10 protein-coding genes are annotated in these 19,838 nt (G+C 42.7%); all 10 read right to left on the bottom strand.

What is annotated here, in order from left to right; genetic code table 11:
• Window positions 1–252: 252 nt before the first annotated feature.
• The 10 genes from D0T92_RS06180 to tssM all read right to left on the bottom strand — a co-directional run bounded on the left by D0T92_RS06180 (window position 253) and on the right by tssM (window position 19,789).
• Complete coding sequence (locus tag D0T92_RS06180) at window positions 253–1,632, bottom strand: RHS repeat domain-containing protein (protein WP_225315083.1); 1,380 nt, start codon at window positions 1,630–1,632, stop codon at window positions 253–255.
• A gap of 58 nt (window positions 1,633–1,690) precedes the next feature.
• On the bottom strand, window positions 1,691–2,014 hold the full coding sequence (locus D0T92_RS06175; RefSeq protein WP_151051212.1) for a hypothetical protein: 324 nt from the start codon (window positions 2,012–2,014) through the stop codon (window positions 1,691–1,693).
• 20 nt (window positions 2,015–2,034) lie between these two features.
• A complete protein-coding gene (locus D0T92_RS06170; RefSeq protein ID WP_263641672.1) occupies window positions 2,035–2,898 on the bottom strand; it encodes an RHS repeat domain-containing protein in 864 nt (287 codons plus the stop codon).
• 180 nt (window positions 2,899–3,078) lie between these two features.
• The gene (locus D0T92_RS06165) at window positions 3,079–3,519 is read right to left on the bottom strand and encodes an SMI1/KNR4 family protein (RefSeq protein WP_151051208.1); all 441 of its coding nucleotides are present in this window, start codon (window positions 3,517–3,519) and stop codon (window positions 3,079–3,081) included.
• Window positions 3,520–3,535: 16 nt separating this feature from the next.
• A complete protein-coding gene (locus D0T92_RS06160; protein WP_151051206.1) occupies window positions 3,536–7,687 on the bottom strand; it encodes a DUF6531 domain-containing protein in 4,152 nt (1,383 codons plus the stop codon).
• A 410-nt stretch (window positions 7,688–8,097) separates the two neighbouring features.
• Window positions 8,098–8,325: a hypothetical protein gene (locus tag D0T92_RS11560; RefSeq protein ID WP_225315082.1), complete on the bottom strand. Its 228-nt coding sequence runs from the start codon at window positions 8,323–8,325 to the stop codon at window positions 8,098–8,100.
• 4 nt (window positions 8,326–8,329) lie between these two features.
• On the bottom strand, window positions 8,330–12,622 hold the full coding sequence (locus D0T92_RS06150; protein WP_151051205.1) for an RHS repeat-associated core domain-containing protein: 4,293 nt from the start codon (window positions 12,620–12,622) through the stop codon (window positions 8,330–8,332).
• Between the two features lie 51 nt (window positions 12,623–12,673).
• On the bottom strand, window positions 12,674–13,840 hold the full coding sequence (locus tag D0T92_RS06145) for a DUF2169 family type VI secretion system accessory protein (RefSeq protein ID WP_151051203.1): 1,167 nt from the start codon (window positions 13,838–13,840) through the stop codon (window positions 12,674–12,676).
• An 18-nt stretch (window positions 13,841–13,858) separates the two neighbouring features.
• The gene (locus D0T92_RS06140; protein ID WP_151051201.1) at window positions 13,859–16,132 is read right to left on the bottom strand and encodes a type VI secretion system Vgr family protein; all 2,274 of its coding nucleotides are present in this window, start codon (window positions 16,130–16,132) and stop codon (window positions 13,859–13,861) included.
• Between the two features lie 99 nt (window positions 16,133–16,231).
• Entirely contained in the window at window positions 16,232–19,789 is a 3,558-nt protein-coding gene (gene tssM, locus D0T92_RS06135) for a type VI secretion system membrane subunit TssM (RefSeq protein WP_151051199.1), read from the bottom strand.
• Between the last annotated feature and the right edge of the window lie 49 nt (window positions 19,790–19,838).

The raw sequence follows: 19,838 nt of genomic DNA, 5'->3' as shown, positions 1-19,838 counted from the left end.
GTTTTTAATGATAAAAAATAGAAATTTATAGTCAAGATAAAATGGAAATTGATATACAAAGTAAAAAACATTAGGTTTCCCCATCATATGATGTAAATCAGGGATCTGTTTTATTTTACCAATTAAATTATATGATATTATATTTAAATAAATACACATGTAAGATATTATTAATAAATATGTAATTAATATTATAGGAAAATATTGATTTATAATTTGAAGCATGATTAAGCCCTTTTAATATAACCTTACTTAATAAGGCATTCCCCATATATCTTTCATGCCCATCCCGCTTGGAATATTTGGAATATTACATTTTGAACAACCACGCCAAGACTGTTTAACAACTGTTACTCCTGAAAATCCCAGTATAGAACCAATTGTGGCGGTGGCGCCAGTTGTAGTACCAATTATCCCTTTTGTCTCTGCTTTCCCTATAGTAGTTGACCCAGCACTTACTCCTTTACCAACAGCAATTGCCCCAGAGCCATCTGTATATAATCCTTTTAATGCATACGGATCCAAATAAGATAACCCATCATCAAATTCTACATGTGATTGTAATGCTCCTGCCCCAATTCCAAAAGTTCCACCTAATGTTAATACCATTACAGAGACCGATTTACCATTGACACATTCATATTGTAAATTAAATTGTGTATTAGTAACAAAGCCATAACCTATTGTATTAGATGTACCCCTCCACTTTACAAGCCCTAAAGGATCTATCCAGTAACTAGAATTAAAAGCAAATAAATAGAAATTTTCACCACCTGTTAACCCAATCGGATCCTGATTCACAAACCGACCGCATTCAGGCTCGTAATACCTAAAGAAGTTATAATGCAAGCCCGTTTCGGTATCGCAATACTGATTCTGCAACCTAAACGGCTGATGAGTATTAGAGATATTGGTCTCTTCCTCTAATTTCCCCCAACCTTTATATTTTCCAAACCACAATAAATTCCCGTCTTTATCGGTCATCTCACGCGGAATGCCGATTTGGTCGCAGTGGAAATAATTGGTTTCTTGGTAGCTTTCCCCCTCTTCGTTTGTCCAATTGCGGATTTGTGCCAAAGGTTCGTAAGCATCTTTATCGGTATAGATATAAGTGTACAGGCCGTCTGAACGGGTTTCCTGTATCAGGTGGCTGCCGTCCCAAGTGAAGTCGGTTTTATCTTCCAAACCGTCTGAAACTTCTTGGCCGTTTTTCAGACGGCCTTTACCGGTTCTTCTGCCTAGCGCGTCGTAGCTATAAACCCAAGTCTCTTTGCTGCTATCTTTTTTGAAGATTTCCACTTTCACCAGTTGGTCGTGCAAATCGTAGAAATGGTTCTGTACTTCGCCGTCGGCCAGTTCTCTATGAATCAGGTTGCCTAAGTCGTCGTAATAATAGCTGATGCCGTTGTAGGTTTTGAGGCGGTTGTCGGCAATCTTATCTTTTTGGCCGTCTGAAAGGATATTGTGGGCGGGGTCGAAGGCAAAGGTTTCTTTGTCGGCTTTGGTGATTCGGCCGAGTTTGTCGTATTCGAACTTTGTTACGCCGCTTCTTTGGTCGCTGCGGTGAATCAGATTACCGGTTTTGTCGTAGCCGTAGCGGCGTTTGACGGCAGTTTGAATAGTAGGTGGCAAGTATGTAACCCGCCCCCTACGGATGTTTTAATAAGTGTTTGATGCAGGCTACAGCTTGCTAATGTTTTGATAATTTTAGGCGAGAACATTCTGCTCTTAGTGACTCAGGAACTTTTTCACTATAACAAACAGATAACTGACAGCCTAAATCACCTGTATAAAAAACTTTTTCTAAGAATTTAGATGGAAAATTCTTTTTTTCAACCAAATCAGATAAAACAACTAAGGCAAATTCGTCACCTTCAGAAATCAAGAATGGAACAATTTCATCATAACAAGATAACTCTGTAGTTATTAAACTAATCGTTGAATTTTCATACCATAGCGTTCTCAAAGCTATATAGTTTGGAATAGGCCATCTATCAATGATAATTGACTTCATAATATTTCTCCATTGCCTTATTAAATTGTATAGCCTTGTTTTCTTAACCAAGATTGCCATTGTTGGATTTCTTTTTTCTTTAGGCGGCCAATACTATCCGCCTTAGAATGACATTTCCCAGCAACATAAAGATTTCCATTTTTATCTACCACTAGATTTTCATCATAAATATGTCCATGCGGCATACTTGGAAATGGATCAACATCATTTGCATGTACTCGTATTATCCTTCCTGATAATTTAAGTGTTGCCAACCCTAACGGATCTAGCCAACCAGTTATATTTTCAGCAAACTGATAAAAATTATTTCCCCCGCTTAATTTAATCGGATCCTGATTCACAAACCGCCCGCATTCAGGCTCGTAATACCTGAAGAAGTTATAATGCAACCCCGTTTCTTGGTCGCAATACTGGTTTTGTAACCTGAACGGTTGGTGCACTATTTCCGTTACATTGGTCTCGCTCTTCAGCTTACCCCAACCGTAATAATCACCAAACCAAAGCAGTCTACCTTCCGAATCCGTCATCTCACGCGGAATGCCGATTTGGTAGCAGTGGAAATAGTTGTTTTCTTGGTAGCTTTCCCCTTCTTCGTTTGTCCAATTACGGATTTGTGCCAAAGGTTCGTAAGCATCTTTGTCGGTATATATATAGGTGTACAGGCCGTCTGAACGGGTTTCCTGTATCAGGTGGCTGCCGTCCCAAATAAAGTCGGTTTTATCTTCTAAGCCGTCTGAAACTTCTTGGCCGTTTTTCAGACGGCCTTTGCCGATTCTTCGGCCTAGGGCGTCGTAGCTATAAACCCAAGTTTCTTTTTCCTGTTCTGGCTTAAAGATTTCCACTTTCACCAGTTGGTCGTGCAAATCGTAGAAATAGTTCTGCACTTCGCCGTCGGCCAGTTCGCGGTGAATCAGGTTGCCTAAGTCGTCGTAATAATAGCTGATACCGTTGTAAGTTTTTAAACGGTTGTCGGCAATATTGTCTTTGAGGCCGTCTGAAAAGTTTTGTTTTTTCAGACAGCCTCAATGGATTTGTTGGGTCTCGACCCAACCTACGCTTTCTTCTTATTCAAAATCTATAACATCTCCTTGTGAGAGAATTTCATCAAAATTGTCTGCTATTTTTCCGATGCTTCCGTCATCTAGCCAATACTCCCATATTGATAAACCATCTTCCAAATCAAAATACACACATGCTCCATCAGCTAAAGAACCAAACATCAAACCTCTTTTTACTCGTTCAGAATCAATATACCCACTCAAGTCATGCCTTTCTACAACATTAGGCATCAGTTGCTTCTCTTTATTTATTTCTACTAAGTATTCTAAATAGCTCCATTGAGGAAAGCCATTTAAGTCATCAAACAACGATTTTTCATTAAATAGATTAATTTGATAGTTATTAAATTCAATTTCCATAAATAATTGAAATTTATTAATAGTATTTTTATACGAACTAGGAAGTACAATTTCTAACTTATTTTCTATATTTGATAACTGACTCATAGCAACTCCTTAATGTTTATTTACAATACGATGGTTTATTACAACTTCCAATATGATCTTGTGCTCGCTTTTTCCAATATGCCTCACGAAAACTGTCAAATGCTTGAGCCTGGGCTTTATTTCTACGGAAACTTTCCGTAATAAAAAAATGTAATTGTTTACTAATCTTCCGATGTATTAAGCCATTTATTTCTAGCAAAGGACCAGGATCCTTTCCAGATATATGGTGTAATTGAATCTCTATGCCATTATGGCCTCGTGGAGCCTGCCCTTTCCACATTTTACAAATATTTGAGTTGGTAAAAGCAAAAGCTTTCGGGTCTTGATAAACAGTCCTGCCTTGATAAGTAACAGGTTTTTTACTTTTTAGCATATTACGCATGAGCTTAGTCATCCAGACGGCGCTCAATCCTAATGTATCTAACCAATTTTGCGTATTGAAAGCAAATTGATAAAGATTATTTCCCCCAAGTAACCCAATCGGATCCTGATTCACAAACCGCCCGCAATCCGGCTCGTAATACCTAAAGAAGTTATAATGCAAGCCCGTTTCGGTATCGCAATACTGGTTTTGCAACCTAAACGGCTGATGCACTCCGGTAATATTGCTTTCACTCTTCAACTTACCCCAACCGTAATAATCACCAAACCAAAGCAGTTTGCCTTCCGAATCCGTCATCTCACGCGGAATGCCGATTTGGTCGCAGTGGAAATAATTGGTTTCTTGGTAGCTTTCCCCTTCTTCGTTTGTCCAATTGCGGATTTGTGCTAAAGGTTCGTAAGCATCTTTGTCGGTATAGATATAGGTGTACAGGCCGTCTGAACGGGTTTCCTGTATTAAATGGCTGCCGTCCCAAGTGAAGTCGGTTTTATCTTCCAAGCCGTCTGAAACTTCTTGGCTGTTTTTCAGACGGCCTTTGCCGGTTCTTCTGCCTAGTGCGTCGTAGCTATAAACCCAAGTCTCTTTGCTGTTATCTTTTTTGAAGATTTCCACTTTAACCAGTTGGTCGTGCAAATCGTAGAAATAGTTCTGTACTTCGCCGTCGGCCAGTTCGCGGTGAATCAGGTTGCCTAAGTCGTCATAATAATAGCTGATGCCGTTATAGGTTTTGAGGCGGTTGTCGGCAATCTTATCTTTTTGGCCGTCTGAAAGGATATTGTGGGCGGGGTCGAAGGCAAAGGTTTCTTTGTCGGCTTGGGTGATTCGGCCGAGTTTGTCGTATTCGAATTGTGTTACGCCGCTTCTTTGGTCGCTGCTGTGAATCAGATTGCCGGTTTTATCGTAGCCGTAGCTGCGTTTGACAGCGGTATGACCGGCAGCGGTTTGGTTTTTGCCTTTGGGTTGGGTAACGGCATTTAATTCGGCAATCTGTTTTTTCAGACGGCCTAAGGGGTCGAGTTCGTAGCGGCTGGTGAGTTTACCCTGTGTCCGTTCGATTTCGCGGTGCAGTTTGTCGCGTTCGATATCGGTTATGGTGTCGCCGTCTAGGTTAATCTGGTGTAAATGTCCGCTGCCGTAGTAAAGGTGGTTGATGCTTCTGCCGTCGGGCAGTACGGTAGCGGTGCAGTTGCCGTTGAAGTCGTAATGGTAATGGATACTCTTAGTCTGCGGCAGAAACAGCATATCGTATTGCGGGTCGCGCCAGTCGGTGTCGGGCAGGCCGTTTCGGGTGTTTTCTTCTCGGGTCGGTACCGCCCATTGGTGTTGGCCGATAAGTTGGCCGTTGGGGTTGTAGTCGAAACAGGTAATGCTTTTTTCGTTGGCGGCGCGGACGAGGTTGCCGTTGCTGTCGTAGCCGTAAACGGTTTCTTGGGTGTGACCCTGATTGTCGTGGGCGGTGGTGCGGGTCAGACGGCCTAAGATGTCGCGTTGGAATTCGGTGACTCTGAGCGGGGTTTTGTCTTTGAGGCCGTCTGAAAGCGGGGTTCTGTCTGTGCTTGGGGCGGATTGGCCGCTTAGTTGTGCCATGAGTTTGGCGGCGGTGGCGGTATCGTCGCCGTATTCGTTTTGCTGAACGAGTTCGCCGCCTTGATTGTAGTGATAGGCGGTCAGTTTGTGGTCGAAGCCACTCTCGGCAATCAGGCGGTCGTTGTCGTCGTAGGCAAAGCGGTAGCGGGCGCCGTTTTCATTGGTGAGGGCGATCAGTCTTCTGGCTTTATCGTAGTGGTAGCCGAAGGTGTGGCCGAGGGCATTGGTGCGTTGGGTCGGCAACCCGTCTTGGCCGTATTCGTATGCGGTGGTGTGGCCTTCGCCGTCGGTATGGGTGGTGAGGCGGCCGGCGGGGTCGTAATGAAAGCGCTCCCTGCTGCCGTCGGGATAAACGGCGAGGGTGAGGTTTTGGTTGGGGTCGTATTGATATTCGGTATATTGGCCTAAGGCGTCGGTAATACGGGTCAGCCGCCCTTCCTGATTGTAGGCCAGCCGGGTTTCATAGCCGGAACAGTCGGTAATGAGGTCGGGCTGGTTGTGGCGGTTGTAGTGATAGCCGGTGGTGGTGCCTTTGGGATCGGTGACCGACAGCAGTAGGCCGTTGTCGGCATACTCGAAGCGGGTGATGTGCTTCATCGGGTTGGTGTGGGTGAGGAGGTTGCCGGCTTCGTCGTAGCTGTAGCTGTCGTAGTTTCCTTCGGCATCGCTTTGGCGGATAAGGCGGTAGCTGTCGTCGTAGTCGAAATGCAGAATGGCGCCGTCGGGGCGGATCATGCTTTCGATTTGGCCTTCGTTGCTGTATTGATAGCGGGTAATGCGCCCCATCGCGTCGGTGTGGCTGAGCAGCCGGCCGAGGTGGTCGCGCTCCATCAATACTTCGCTACCGTCGGCATAGACCCGTTTGGTCAGCTCGTTGTTATAGTCGTAATGGTATTGTTCGGTACGGCCGAGAACGTCGGTGACTTCGGTATAGCCGTTGTGATAAGTGAAACGCCATTCTTCGCCCAAACTGGTGCGGTTAACCAGCACTTTGCCGGTGGGGGTGTAATGGTCGTATTCGTAGAAAGAGCTGAGGCCGGCGGCATCGGTGTGCGACACCATCAGGTTGTTGCGGTAGGTGAAGCTGCGTTTGGTGCCGCCGTCGCGGCCGATAACGCGGATTAAATCGCCGCTGCGGTTGTATTGGTAGCGCACCCATACCTCACCGCTTGGGGCATCTGCGCCCGCTGCGGGCAGTGCTTCGAGCAACGACACCGACAGCAGCCGCATTTTGGGGTCGGCTGCGTCGCCGACATTGCCGAAGGCCAGATGAAATACCCGCCCGTTGCCGTCGATAATGTATTGCGGCAGTCCGCTAACGGGATGGTAAATAAAACGCTGGTGGTTGCCGTTGGCGTCTTCTACGGCAACCAGAGGCAGTTCGGCACAATGTTCACCGTTCGGGTCGTCGTCGGAAACCGTTAACGGGGCGAAACGCAATGATACCGAACCGTCTAAAGAGGCAATCACATAATGGCCGTCGGGGTTTTTACTAAACCAGATCTGCTCGCTCTCAAACAATACCGGCTCTTCGTCGTCTTCCTCCACTTCCGGCAACGGAAACAACCGCCCCTGATCGTCGATATAGGCCAAACCCGCTGCGCTGCGCACCATACGTTGGCTGCCCGGTATGCTCCAGCCCTCACCCAGCCAGCCGGTGCCGTCTTGGTCGGAATAATAGCTGCGGCTCCAGACCAGAGGCAGTATGCCCTCAAAGGCAAAATCGGTTTCGTCGGTTAAAAACTTGAGGCCGTGTATCGGGTTGACCGGGCGGCCTGCCCCTGCGGCGGCTTTACAGGAAATACAGGGTTTGGGCGGCAACCGTTTTTTAAACTTGCCGTTCATATGGAACATATCGCCGGTGCGGATAATATAGCGCTTGCGGATTTTAACCGAAGAAGAATGCATCATCGGCCAGGCCGGTTTGGTGGCGGTACGGGAAACGACGCCTTTACGACCGGGCAAAGCGATTTCGTCGCCATAAGTTCTACCGGCCTTACTGGCATTGTATACAAAAGCGGGTTTGCGGTTGATTTTAACGTCTTTGGCAACGGTTTTGGCACTACCCAAATCGGCAAACAGTGGGAAGGGAATCGGCGGTACGGTAGGCGGTGCGGGCGGCGGCGGCCAACAGAAATCGGGCACCATAAAAATCACTTTGAATTTACTGCTTTTATGGGCGATTTTATTGATGGCCATGATGGGATTCCGTGTAGGTTAAGGCTAGTTTAGATAAAAAACGCATGCTATTGGTACACATTGTTTTAAAAAACTAATTGATTTTTTCAAACATAAAACTTCTTATTCACAAGAAGAGTTTCTAAATATACTTTTCTTTTCAACAGAGTGAGTTATACTTTTATTCCAGTAAACACGGATAATATATCTTCTTCATTTTCATTATTGTCTAGCAGAGATATGTCAATTATTTTATTTATTTTAGCGTTGAAAAATTTTAAGCAATAAAAATCAGGTTTGTTTATCAACTCTAGCCATTTATCAATATTTTTTTATTTTAATGGTAAATAAAAAATAATTCTATTGGGAATTTAGCCGATTTATTTATTCCACCATAAAAATATACATAAGCAATATCATTTAGATCCGCTTCAAAAAAATTCTAATATTTCTTTTTTTATTATAAGATTAGAATTTTCTTTTCTAAGCTCTACATTTTTATGATTTAAAAAAATGCTATCAATTATTTCAGATGAATTTGGATACAAAATAATACTTTCAGAATCCATAATTAAATCATTTAAAAAATAATTTTCTTTTAACTTATTGATTAAATTTTTTTGTTTTAAGATAAAGATTTTTTCTTGCATGTTTGTCATAATATTAGTTTCTATGCTGTATGGTTACATTATCTTTATAGTATTTCCATGAAAATGTACCATTTCCATTATTTCTTGTTTGAACAAGACCTCTGTCCATTTTAGCAGTACCTACATGCCAATGCGGGCAAGGATGTGTTGCATCAGCAGGATGATGCGACACAATTAGTGGTGTTCGTGAACCATTTGGGTTTTTATACATATATTGTTCCCAGTTGGGTATTATATTTTGAGCAATGGGTGTTGAGCTTGTCGGGATACCGGCCAGCCTTAAGGCACTTACTCTAGCTGCATTTTTTGTAGGAAATTTTGAACAAGGGTCTTTTTTTTCTTCTTGGCAACGGCCTATACAAGCATCTTCTACTGTTTTTTCTCTTGCCTTAGAGGCACTTATTGCTTTACTTCCAGCATATCCAACAGCAGCGGCAGAGCCTACAAATAAAGTTCCTTTTACAACAGCCGCCCCTCCGACAGCAGTTCCCGTAGCGGCAGCACCACCGCCTCCGGCACCGACTCCAGCTAATAACCAAAACCATAAACCAAAAGGATCAATAAACTTTTGTGTATTCGGTGCAAACCTGTATAAATTTACTCCCCCACTTAACCCAATCGGATCCTGATTCACAAACCGCCCGCAATCGGGTTCATAATACCTAAAGAAGTTATAATGCAACCCCGTTTCTTGGTCGCAATATTGGTTTTGCAACCTAAACGGCTGATGGGCATTAGTGATATTGGTCTCTTCTTCTAATTTCCCCCAACCTTTATATTTCCCAAACCACAATAAATTCCCGTCTTTATCGGTCATCTCTCGCGGAATGCCGATTTGGTCGCAGTGGAAATAATTGGTTTCTTGGTAGCTTTCCCCCTCTTCGTTTGTCCAATTGCGGATTTGTGCCAAAGGTTCGTAAGAATCTTTATCGGTATAGATATAAGTGTACAGGCCGTCTGAACGGGTTTCCTGTATCAGGTGGCTGCCGTCCCAAGTGAAGTCGGTTTTATCCTCTAAGCCGTCTGAAACTTCTTGGCCGTTTTTCAGACGGCCTTTGCCGGTTCTTCTGCTTAGTGCGTCGTAGCTATAAACCCAAGTCTCTTTTTCCTGTTCGGGCTTAAAGATTTCCACTTTCACCAGTTGGTCGTGCAAATCGTAGAAATAGTTCTGCACTTCGCCGTCGGCCAGCTCTCTATGAATCAGATTACCTAAGTCGTCATAATAATAGCTGATGCCGTTGTAGGTTTTTAAACGGTTGTCGGCAATATTGTCTTTGAGGCCGTCTGAAAGGATATTGTGGGCGGGGTCGAAGGCAAAGGTTTCTTTGTCGGCTTTAGTGATTCGGCCGAGTTTGTCGTATTCGAATTGTGTTACGCCGCTTCTTTGGTCGCTGCTGTGAGTCAGATTGCCGGTTTTGTCGTAGCCGTAGCTGCGTTTGACAGCGGTATGACCGGCAGCGGTTTGGTTTTTGCCTTTGGGTTGGGTAACGGCATTTAATTCGGCAATCTGTTTTTTCAGACGGCCTAAGGGGTCGAGTTCGTAGCGGCTGGTGAGTTTACCCTGTGTCCGTTCGATTTCGCGGTGCAGTTTGTCGCGTTCGATATCGGTTATGGTGTCGCCGTCTAGGTTAATCTGGTGTAAATGTCCGCTGCCGTAGTAAAGGTGGTTGATGCTTCTGCCGTCGGGCAGTACGGTAGCGGTGCAGTTGCCGTTGAAGTCGTAATGGTAATGGATACTCTTAGTCTGCGGCAGAAACAGCATATCGTATTGCGGGTCGCGCCAGTCGGTGTCGGGCAGGCCGTTTCGGGTGTTTTCTTCTCGGGTCGGTACCGCCCATTGGTGTTGGCCGATAAGTTGGCCGTTGGGGTTGTAGTCGAAACAGGTAATGCTTTTTTCGTTGGCGGCGCGGACGAGGTTGCCGTTGCTGTCGTAGCCGTAAACGGTTTCTTGGGTGTGACCCTGATTGTCGTGGGCGGTGGTGCGGGTCAGACGGCCTAAGATGTCGCGTTGGAATTCGGTGACTCTGAGCGGGGTTTTGTCTTTGAGGCCGTCTGAAAGCGGGGTTCTGTCTGTGCTTGGGGCGGATTGGCCGCTTAGTTGTGCCATGAGTTTGGCGGCGGTGGCGGTATCGTCGCCGTATTCGTTTTGCTGAACGAGTTCGCCGCCTTGATTGTAGTGATAGGCGGTCAGTTTGTGGTCGAAGCCACTCTCGGCAATCAGGCGGTCGTTGTCGTCGTAGGCAAAGCGGTAGCGGGCGCCGTTTTCATTGGTGAGGGCGATCAGTCTTCTGGCTTTATCGTAGTGGTAGCCGAAGGTGTGGCCGAGGGCATTGGTGCGTTGGGTCGGCAACCCGTCTTGGCCGTATTCGTATGCGGTGGTGTGGCCTTCGCCGTCGGTATGGGTGGTGAGGCGGCCGGCGGGGTCGTAATGAAAGCGCTCCCTGCTGCCGTCGGGATAAACGGCGAGGGTGAGGTTTTGGTTGGGGTCGTATTGATATTCGGTATATTGGCCTAAGGCGTCGGTAATACGGGTCAGCCGCCCTTCCTGATTGTAGGCCAGCCGGGTTTCATAGCCGGAACAGTCGGTAATGAGGTCGGGCTGGTTGTGGCGGTTGTAGTGATAGCCGGTGGTGGTGCCTTTGGGATCGGTGACCGACAGCAGTAGGCCGTTGTCGGCATACTCGAAGCGGGTGATGTGCTTCATCGGGTTGGTGTGGGTGAGGAGGTTGCCGGCTTCGTCGTAGCTGTAGCTGTCGTAGTTTCCTTCGGCATCGCTTTGGCGGATAAGGCGGTAGCTGTCGTCGTAGTCGAAATGCAGAATGGCGCCGTCGGGGCGGATCATGCTTTCGATTTGGCCTTCGTTGCTGTATTGATAGCGGGTAATGCGCCCCATCGCGTCGGTGTGGCTGAGCAGCCGGCCGAGGTGGTCGCGCTCCATCAATACTTCGCTACCGTCGGCATAGACCCGTTTGGTCAGCTCGTTGTTATAGTCGTAATGGTATTGTTCGGTACGGCCGAGAACGTCGGTGACTTCGGTATAGCCGTTGTGATAAGTGAAACGCCATTCTTCGCCCAAACTGGTGCGGTTAACCAGCACTTTGCCGGTGGGGGTGTAATGGTCGTATTCGTAGAAAGAGCTGAGGCCGGCGGCATCGGTGTGCGACACCATCAGGTTGTTGCGGTAGGTGAAGCTGCGTTTGGTGCCGCCGTCGCGGCCGATAACGCGGATTAAATCGCCGCTGCGGTTGTATTGGTAGCGCACCCATACCTCACCGCTTGGGGCATCTGCGCCCGCTGCGGGCAGTGCTTCGAGCAACGACACCGACAGCAGCCGCATTTTGGGGTCGGCTGCGTCGCCGACATTGCCGAAGGCCAGATGAAATACCCGCCCGTTGCCGTCGATAATGTATTGCGGCAGTCCGCTAACGGGATGGTAAATAAAACGCTGGTGGTTGCCGTTGGCGTCTTCTACGGCAACCAGAGGCAGTTCGGCACAATGTTCACCGTTCGGGTCGTCGTCGGAAACCGTTAACGGGGCGAAACGCAATGATACCGAACCGTCTAAAGAGGCAATCACATAATGGCCGTCGGGGTTTTTACTAAACCAGATCTGCTCGCTCTCAAACAATACCGGCTCTTCGTCGTCTTCCTCCACTTCCGGCAACGGAAACAACCGCCCCTGATCGTCGATATAGGCCAAACCCGCTGCGCTGCGCACCATACGTTGGCTGCCCGGTATGCTCCAGCCCTCACCCAGCCAGCCGGTGCCGTCTTGGTCGGAATAATAGCTGCGGCTCCAGACCAGAGGCAGTATGCCCTCAAAGGCAAAATCGGTTTCGTCGGTTAAAAACTTGAGGCCGTGTATCGGGTTGACCGGGCGGCCTGCCCCTGCGGCGGCTTTACAGGAAATACAGGGTTTGGGCGGCAACCGTTTTTTAAACTTGCCGTTCATATGGAACATATCGCCGGTGCGGATAATATAGCGCTTGCGGATTTTAACCGAAGAAGAATGCATCATCGGCCAGGCCGGTTTGGTGGCGGTACGGGAAACGACGCCTTTACGACCGGGCAAAGCGATTTCGTCGCCATAAGTTCTACCGGCCTTACTGGCATTGTATACAAAAGCGGGTTTGCGGTTGATTTTAACGTCTTTGGCAACGGTTTTGGCACTACCCAAATCGGCAAACAGTGGGAAGGGAATCGGCGGTACGGTAGGCGGTGCGGGCGGCGGCGGCCAACAGAAATCGGGCACCATAAAAATCACTTTGAATTTACTGCTCTTGCGGGCGATTTTATTGATGGCCATATAATTGCTCCTAGTTAACCTTTTTGAGAATATTAATAATTTAAATAAATATTATTGTTTTTGCTTGCTCAATTTTTGCGTTTTTAAATCTATGTGAAGAGACGGAGGTAACGGAATAAACGCTTCTTGATTATCTATTGCTGCTTTTGCCTGTTCTATATATGCCCCACGCTCACTTCTGGCAATAAAACGTAATTGGCATGAGGAAACTTCTAGTTCCTCTGGGAATGATGTGCGGTAGGTACAAGTTATCCGACGTTTTTCCACATCAACCCATACGGTATCTAAAATCATATCTTTACAAAGCGACTGATTTTTCGGGGTTTGAATATGTATAAATAATGTTTCGACAGGAAGGAAAACCGTAAAATGCCGATTTGGTGCTTGAAAGGAATGCACCATACCTGTAAACCCAAATTCATAAATATGATTATGTTTGAAATGCGGCAACTGTAATGAAGGGTGTGCCGCATTCCAATAAGCCATAGAAAAGTCTTTTGGTAACAATGGTGCTCGGTTTTTTATCCATTCTTCATCTGCGGTACCTGTGTGACGGGCACGTTCTGCAAAGTAGCGTGAGAAAAAACCGAACCCTTCCGGCACAGCCTGTTCATTAGGATCTTTAATGGGTCGGGCAGGATCATAAATCTGATGGGCAGGAAACATGCGTTTACTGCTGTTTTGCTGCAAAAAAGATTTGGTGTAATAACCCATACCAATCGCATTTTGCTGGTAGCCTTGATGATCTTTTTCTGCCCCACTACCCCCGAAAGCAAATTCATATCGGATAGGCAATGATTCGATTAAAGTAGGTTCGCTCAAAGTCCAACCTACTGCTTCCCGCAGCCAGTAGCGGCTACCTGTAACAGCAAGTGTTTTTTGATAGTCACCTATTTTTAAAGCAACAGAAAACTGACGGGCAGGCAAATCATCCGGCGCATAAGCAACGGCATTAACTACTACGTCGGTTTTAGGTTTATATAAAGAAAAATCACTTTCCAATAATGTAGCAGTTTGTGCCGGATCTCCATAATAAGTATCAGCAAAAACCAAGGGAGACTGATTATCAGCAAAATCAAGCTCAGTCTGACCAGTGGCTGCATCAATTTCAAAGTCATAGCTAACTTTTGCTACTACAACATGATATGTACGATCTAATTGATCAACATTTTGAAACTGCTGTGCGTAAAAGCATGTATGGTTTTGTAGTTCAAACATAATACTTCCATATAACGATTAGTTAATATCTACTTTTTTACCATCCATATCTACTTTTTTTGTGCCTACAACCTTAATGGTTTTACTTACAATGGAAATTTTATTTTTATCCATAACAATCATCGAGCTACCTACTTGCAGGGTAATTTTCGAATTAGCCGATAAAGTAATGTGACGGCCGGCATTTACCCCCACATTCATGCCTGCGTTTAATCCCATGACCAATCCGACATTATGCATTTCAGCCGCACCCACGTTAGTCATCCAGCCACCACCGACATTCAACATATAACCTGCACCAATCGTGGACATTTTACCTATACCGACAGTGCTGACGGCATTTTTAGTAATTGTTTGCTGTTTATTTCCACCTATACTGCTCACTTCGTTGGAAACAATGGTTTTATTACGATTGGAACCTACAGTTAAAGCTTGGTTTTGACCAACCATCGTGTTGTGATCTTTACCTATAGTTAAAGCTTGGCTTTGACCAACCGATACATTTTCATTTTCACCAACTGTACGAGTACGGTTTTGAATGACATCGACACTTTGATTCTGGCCTACGCTAGTACTTTGATTTTCACCTACACTAATACTTTGATTTTTGGTAATGCTGGATGTTTCATTCTGACCCACTGTTTTCGTACGGTCTAGTGTAATAGCCGCCGTTTCATTTTTTTGAACGGTTTTTGCTCTATCACCCACGACAGTTACTGTTTCATTATTACCGATTGTTGTTGTACGGTCATTATTAACATTACGGGTTTCATTGTTTTTAACCAATGAGGTTAAATCTTTCTGAGCCTGGAAATTAACGATTTCAGAACCTGCCGTATCGTTAAACATCAGCTCATTGAAATTCGACAATGGTGAGTTAAAACTTTTACTCTTAATACCGGATTGTTTTGCGGCAGCAGGAAAACCCCAAGGTGGCGACATGGCACTATTATAAAGACGGCCTAACACAATCGGCCTGTCTGCATCGCCATTAATAAAATCCACTAAAACTTCCTCTCCAATACGAGGAGTATTAATAGAACCAAACCCGGCTCCGGCAGATCCCTGTGCAACCCTCACCCAGTTAGAGCTGTTTTCATCCATTTTTCCATAACGATCCCAATGAAATTGTACTTTAATATCACCATATTCATTGGTATATACTTCCTCTCCGGCAGGACCGGTTACCGTAGCTGCCTGTGTACCCAACACTTTTGGCTTCGGCGTTTTTAAAGGAGGGCGATATTGATATGATTTGGGTAATACACGGAATGATATTCTAAACCTACCAATACGGTCACCCGTGGTATAACCGGCCTCTTCAAAATCATAGTCTGCCTGTAATATTGTGTATTCTGTATTAGAGGATGAATGTGGATGTTTATTTAATGAAAATGTATATCCGGGAGCAATGGTTAAAGCAGTTCCGGAGCCTGTGATAGATTTAGTTTGGCTTTTTAAATCTTCACTCCGCACCTGACTATAATTTTGCGCTTCTGATACATCACTGAATCCAGTGTAAAAATCATAGTGTTCCATCGCAACGGAATTGAAATCATGAACCGTATCCTGTGATTTCATCTCTACTTTAGCATTTTTATAATTATATTCTTGTGTTACTACTTGGCTGGATTTCAATGAGTCGCGTTCTTCCCATATATCAATATAAGCAGTACTCGGCGCTCCCGGTGCGGTTTGTCGCGAATGATAAGGAATATTAGGAGAATCAATTTCTTCTAATACACCGATATCATCTACAATGACTAATTCATGAGAACCATTATTGTGAGTAAAATAATAATAAATGCCTTCTTGCTCAAATAACCGATTTAAAAAATTAAAACTATTTTCTTGGTATTGAACACAAAAGCCTCTGGTTCTATAACTTTTCTGACATTTTATTTGATAAGGAAATCCAAAGGTACCCAACACCTCATTAGTAATATCCAATACGGTTTTATCAACAAACACCCTACTATCGGTATTTTGAGTTAGATACCACATAAATGGACGAACAGTACACGAATAAGCATGATAGCTTTCTTCGTCTTCATCTTCACCAATATAACCAAAATCTGTTACTAACCCATTAAGATAGCGAGGAGAGCCTGCTTCTGTATCGATTTCTAAAGTCATCGGTTGTCCGACAATATCACGCCCTTGTAAATTTGAATCCTTAGATACCAATACAATATTAAATTCAAAAAGGCTTGAGATAGACTCCGTTCCATGCATCTCTTTAAACAGAAGTCCTTGTCCTAAAGGAGTATGAGCAACGACTGTCCTATTCATTTTTGAAATTCCTTATTTATATCTTATTACTCACGATATATGTTTATAGCATATCCTAAGTGATTTTAAGTTAAATTACTTATTTAACAACCTTCAAAATCATACACATTGAAAACTTCTTAATTTATTCATATCAAAAGGATTTTTAGAAGACGAACTAGTAAGCTCAATAACAACATTTTTATCTTTAATATTATATTCAACTACTGTAACATTATCCGTTTGGCGTAAAATTTTTCCTTTTTCTAATAATTTAAAAATAGACCATGTTCCATTTGCACTAATACTGGCACTATTAATTTCAGGAGAGGTAATTTCAATTTTTGCCAAAGCATCCCCATTTTCAGACGGCCAAGTGAAAGACATTGGATTTACAGGACCATGATTATATACATAAGTTTTTCCATCATAAGAAAAGCTAACATTATCTACACTGGGATCTAAAATTAAAACCTTTGCCGAAAAATCAAATTGAGCCGATTCTTGACCTTTATTAAAATAAGCCTGACGAACAGAATTTACTTCCTCTAAAGCACTAAAACGTTCTTTAAATATTGTATTTTTAGACATAAGGTCTTCCAAGTTATCAGATCTCGCCAATACTGCTGCTTGATCCGATAACTTAGTGAAATTACTATATAAGCCATTTGGACCCAATATATTAGCAAAACTTTTTAAACTAACATTTCTTTCCGAGTTTGTTTCAAATGGATAACCCTCTTCTTTCATCTGTTGACAAATATTTGTAACTGTTGTTAATTGATTTTCTAAAGTTGACATTAATTTCTCATCAACTATTTTTTCAGTATTATTTACAACAATCCCAGAAAAGTTATCTAGCATTTGACGAAATGGTGAGGGCAATCTATTCACCTCTGCTTTATATTTAACAAATGGCTCATCCGGCGGTAAATCTACGCCTTTCTCAACAGCAACATTTACTGCAACCAAATAAACATATAAATCATTAATAGCATCAATTACCTGATTAATAGCCGGTGGCTGTTCTTGTTCAGTCTTAACTAAGATATGGAAATCAGCAAATGCATCATCAACAGGTGTTGCTTGTTTCAATGTTGATAATCCATTTTCAATATTATTTTTATCATCTGAATCTAATAATTTAGCCAAACCCACTTTATTTAACCAATCTGTAATTTTACTATCCGCTTTATCAGAAAGTTGACTACCAATAGTTAATGTTGTGTTGTCACTAATTCCTCGAATTATTCTATCCAAAGGTGAATTTTTTTCAGATAGAAGCTTCGCAATCTGAATACTCTCTCGAGATGACTGGGGTGTAACTAATGATAAATCTGCTAAATAATCATTCCATGCTTTAATATAGTTATTAAAATATAACCGTTGTGCATCTGAAAGAACTGATGCTTTATCTTGTCTAAGCGAAGAATAATTCTCTAACACCCAATTATCTTCATTAAAAAACTGCTCTGCTGATTTGACCATAGCAGGTAAAACTTTTGTAATATATGCTTCTTTTGTATAAATGAAATTAATCGGCTCTTTTAACCCTCTACCGCTTTTTCTTCGAAAGAGTAAATGGCTTTGTACTCCCCCCATACTGGAAAATGATACTGCAGTTATATTTTTTTCATCTGATTTAACAATGGTATTTATTGCGCCTTCAAAAACCATTGTGACAATATCCTTTTGTGCAACCTCTTGTCTACGACGCTCAACTAGCTCCTCATCGTAAGGCACACTGGAAATAATGCTTTGTTTAGTCAGAATTTGTCTTAATGCCTGCTCAACAGATTTTTTCTGTTGATCATTCATATTTGCAGCTTCTTCTTTTGACAAATTAGACATTAACCAGTTTTGCATAAACTCTGCATCAAAATGCTCTTTATTAAACATCATTAAATAAGCTTTTAACGCATTGTAGCCATTAATACCATCAGAACCATTGGTTTTTCTCAATAATTCATCCAGTTTATAACTTATTAAAGGCATGACATTATCTTGGAGTATTCTTTGATATGAAGATTCACCAACATCTTCCATATGATGCCCTTGATATAACCCAAATCTATATGTTAATGGGGGAGATGAAAGATCCTTAATATCATTACTCTTAGTTGTATCCCTAACTTGATTGGCAAATGTAACGGCTCTAAGTAAATCGGCAGTATCTGTGTACTCTTTTACTTTTTGCCCTAATTGGTCTGCTTGCTCACCAACTTGAGTTAAATAAGATTTATTATTGGCATAACTATTCAACATTAGCATTACCCCACCTATAACAATAAGTGCAATAATAGCTATACCTGACCAATACAACATTTGATTTCTAAAAAACCAAGACTTATTTTCTCCAGCTAAATCTGATTCATTCAAAATTACATCTGAAAATAATTTATTTAAAAAATAACTGTATTCGGAATTGCTAGAGGCAGTTCGTTCTGAATCTGAATATTTTTTTGATAGCTGAAAATCGTTAGTAAATCCATCAAGTATTGAGTCAAAATGTTGGCCAGTTTGTGTTCCACTTGAAAAACACACACCTCTCCATACAATTGGCTGCTCAAATTTGGAAGATTTAGATAACTCTTTCAATAAAGATAATACAGCCTCATTTAGGCGCTGGAACTCCTCAGGAAACGCAAAAGCTGCAGCCTTATCTTCCGAAGAGTCTAAATTATTAATAATACCTAATGTAGATGAGCGTAATTTATCTACTATTTGAGACAAAGAATTAGATGCTGTTGCAATAGGTGTTTCAACTCCCTCAACATTGGATAATGAGATACCAAAATATTGACTTCTCTGTTCTTCATTTAAATTGGAGAAAAATTTATCGAAGCCATTCAATAAATCTAATTTGGTTATCATTAAATAAACGGGGAAATGAATACCTAATTGGTTATGCATTTCATGTATTCTTTTGCGTAACTCTACTGACATCTCAACAATATTAGTTTTTCCGCCTAACAAATCATCAACGCCAACGGTTACTAAGACACCATTTATTGGTTGCTTAGGTCGATAACGCTTCAATAAAGAAACAAATTCTTCCCAATCTTCAGAGTCTTTATCACTATGATTATCATGTAATGATAATCTACCAGCCGTATCTAAAAATACAATTTCGTCAGATAAAAACCAATCACAATCCCGTGTTCCTGCCAATCCACTTACAGATGTACCTAAAGTACTTTCTAAAGGGAAATTAAGACCTGAACGTTTCAAAGCTGTAGTTTTACCAGATCCTGCAGCACCTAAAACAACATACCATGGCATCTGATAAAGATACTGTCCATCCTCAAATCTTGCTAATAAGCTATTTTTTGATTTAGAAAATTTAGCATTTTTTAGCACCTTATCCATTTCGGCAAACTGCCTACTCATTAAGCTAGTATCACTTGAGTTTTTCAAAATAGGTTCTTGTGCTGCTTTAATCTCCTTAATTAATGCAGCATTTCGCCTTAATTCTCGATATTGACGGAATATGGCCTTAATAAACCAAATAGCAATAATTGCAATACATACAACCAACCGAACACTTTTACTTGCTAGCGGACGTATATCTCCAATAGAAATCAAAGGGCCGATAAACCATACTAAAACAATTAAACCTATGAGGCCTAATATTACCCATAAAGAACGGGAACCTAGAAAATAAAAAAATTTTTTCATATTTGTTTTTCCGTACCAATCCGAATTTTTAGATTAATTGCCGATATTT

It is taken from the genome of Neisseria zalophi (assembly GCF_008807015.1).
GTDB lineage: Bacteria > Pseudomonadota > Gammaproteobacteria > Burkholderiales > Neisseriaceae > Neisseria > Neisseria zalophi.
The sequence above is the reverse complement of the archived record's forward strand: the minus strand, read 5'-3'. Positions and strand labels throughout refer to the sequence as shown.

Excerpts from the sequence above, each read along its gene's own strand:
- D0T92_RS06160 (WP_151051206.1), bottom strand. The coding sequence starts at position 7,687 with ATGGCCATCAATAAAATCGCCCATAAAAGCAGTAAATTCAAAGTGATT.
- D0T92_RS06145 (WP_151051203.1), bottom strand. The coding sequence starts at position 13,840 with ATGTTTGAACTACAAAACCATACATGCTTTTACGCACAGCAGTTTCAA.
- tssM (WP_151051199.1), bottom strand. The coding sequence starts at position 19,789 with ATGAAAAAATTTTTTTATTTTCTAGGTTCCCGTTCTTTATGGGTAATA.
- D0T92_RS11560 (WP_225315082.1), bottom strand. The coding sequence starts at position 8,325 with ATGACAAACATGCAAGAAAAAATCTTTATCTTAAAACAAAAAAATTTA.
- D0T92_RS06165 (WP_151051208.1), bottom strand. The coding sequence starts at position 3,519 with ATGAGTCAGTTATCAAATATAGAAAATAAGTTAGAAATTGTACTTCCT.
- D0T92_RS06175 (WP_151051212.1), bottom strand. The coding sequence starts at position 2,014 with ATGAAGTCAATTATCATTGATAGATGGCCTATTCCAAACTATATAGCT.
- D0T92_RS06150 (WP_151051205.1), bottom strand. The coding sequence starts at position 12,622 with ATGGCCATCAATAAAATCGCCCGCAAGAGCAGTAAATTCAAAGTGATT.
- D0T92_RS06140 (WP_151051201.1), bottom strand. The coding sequence starts at position 16,132 with ATGAATAGGACAGTCGTTGCTCATACTCCTTTAGGACAAGGACTTCTG.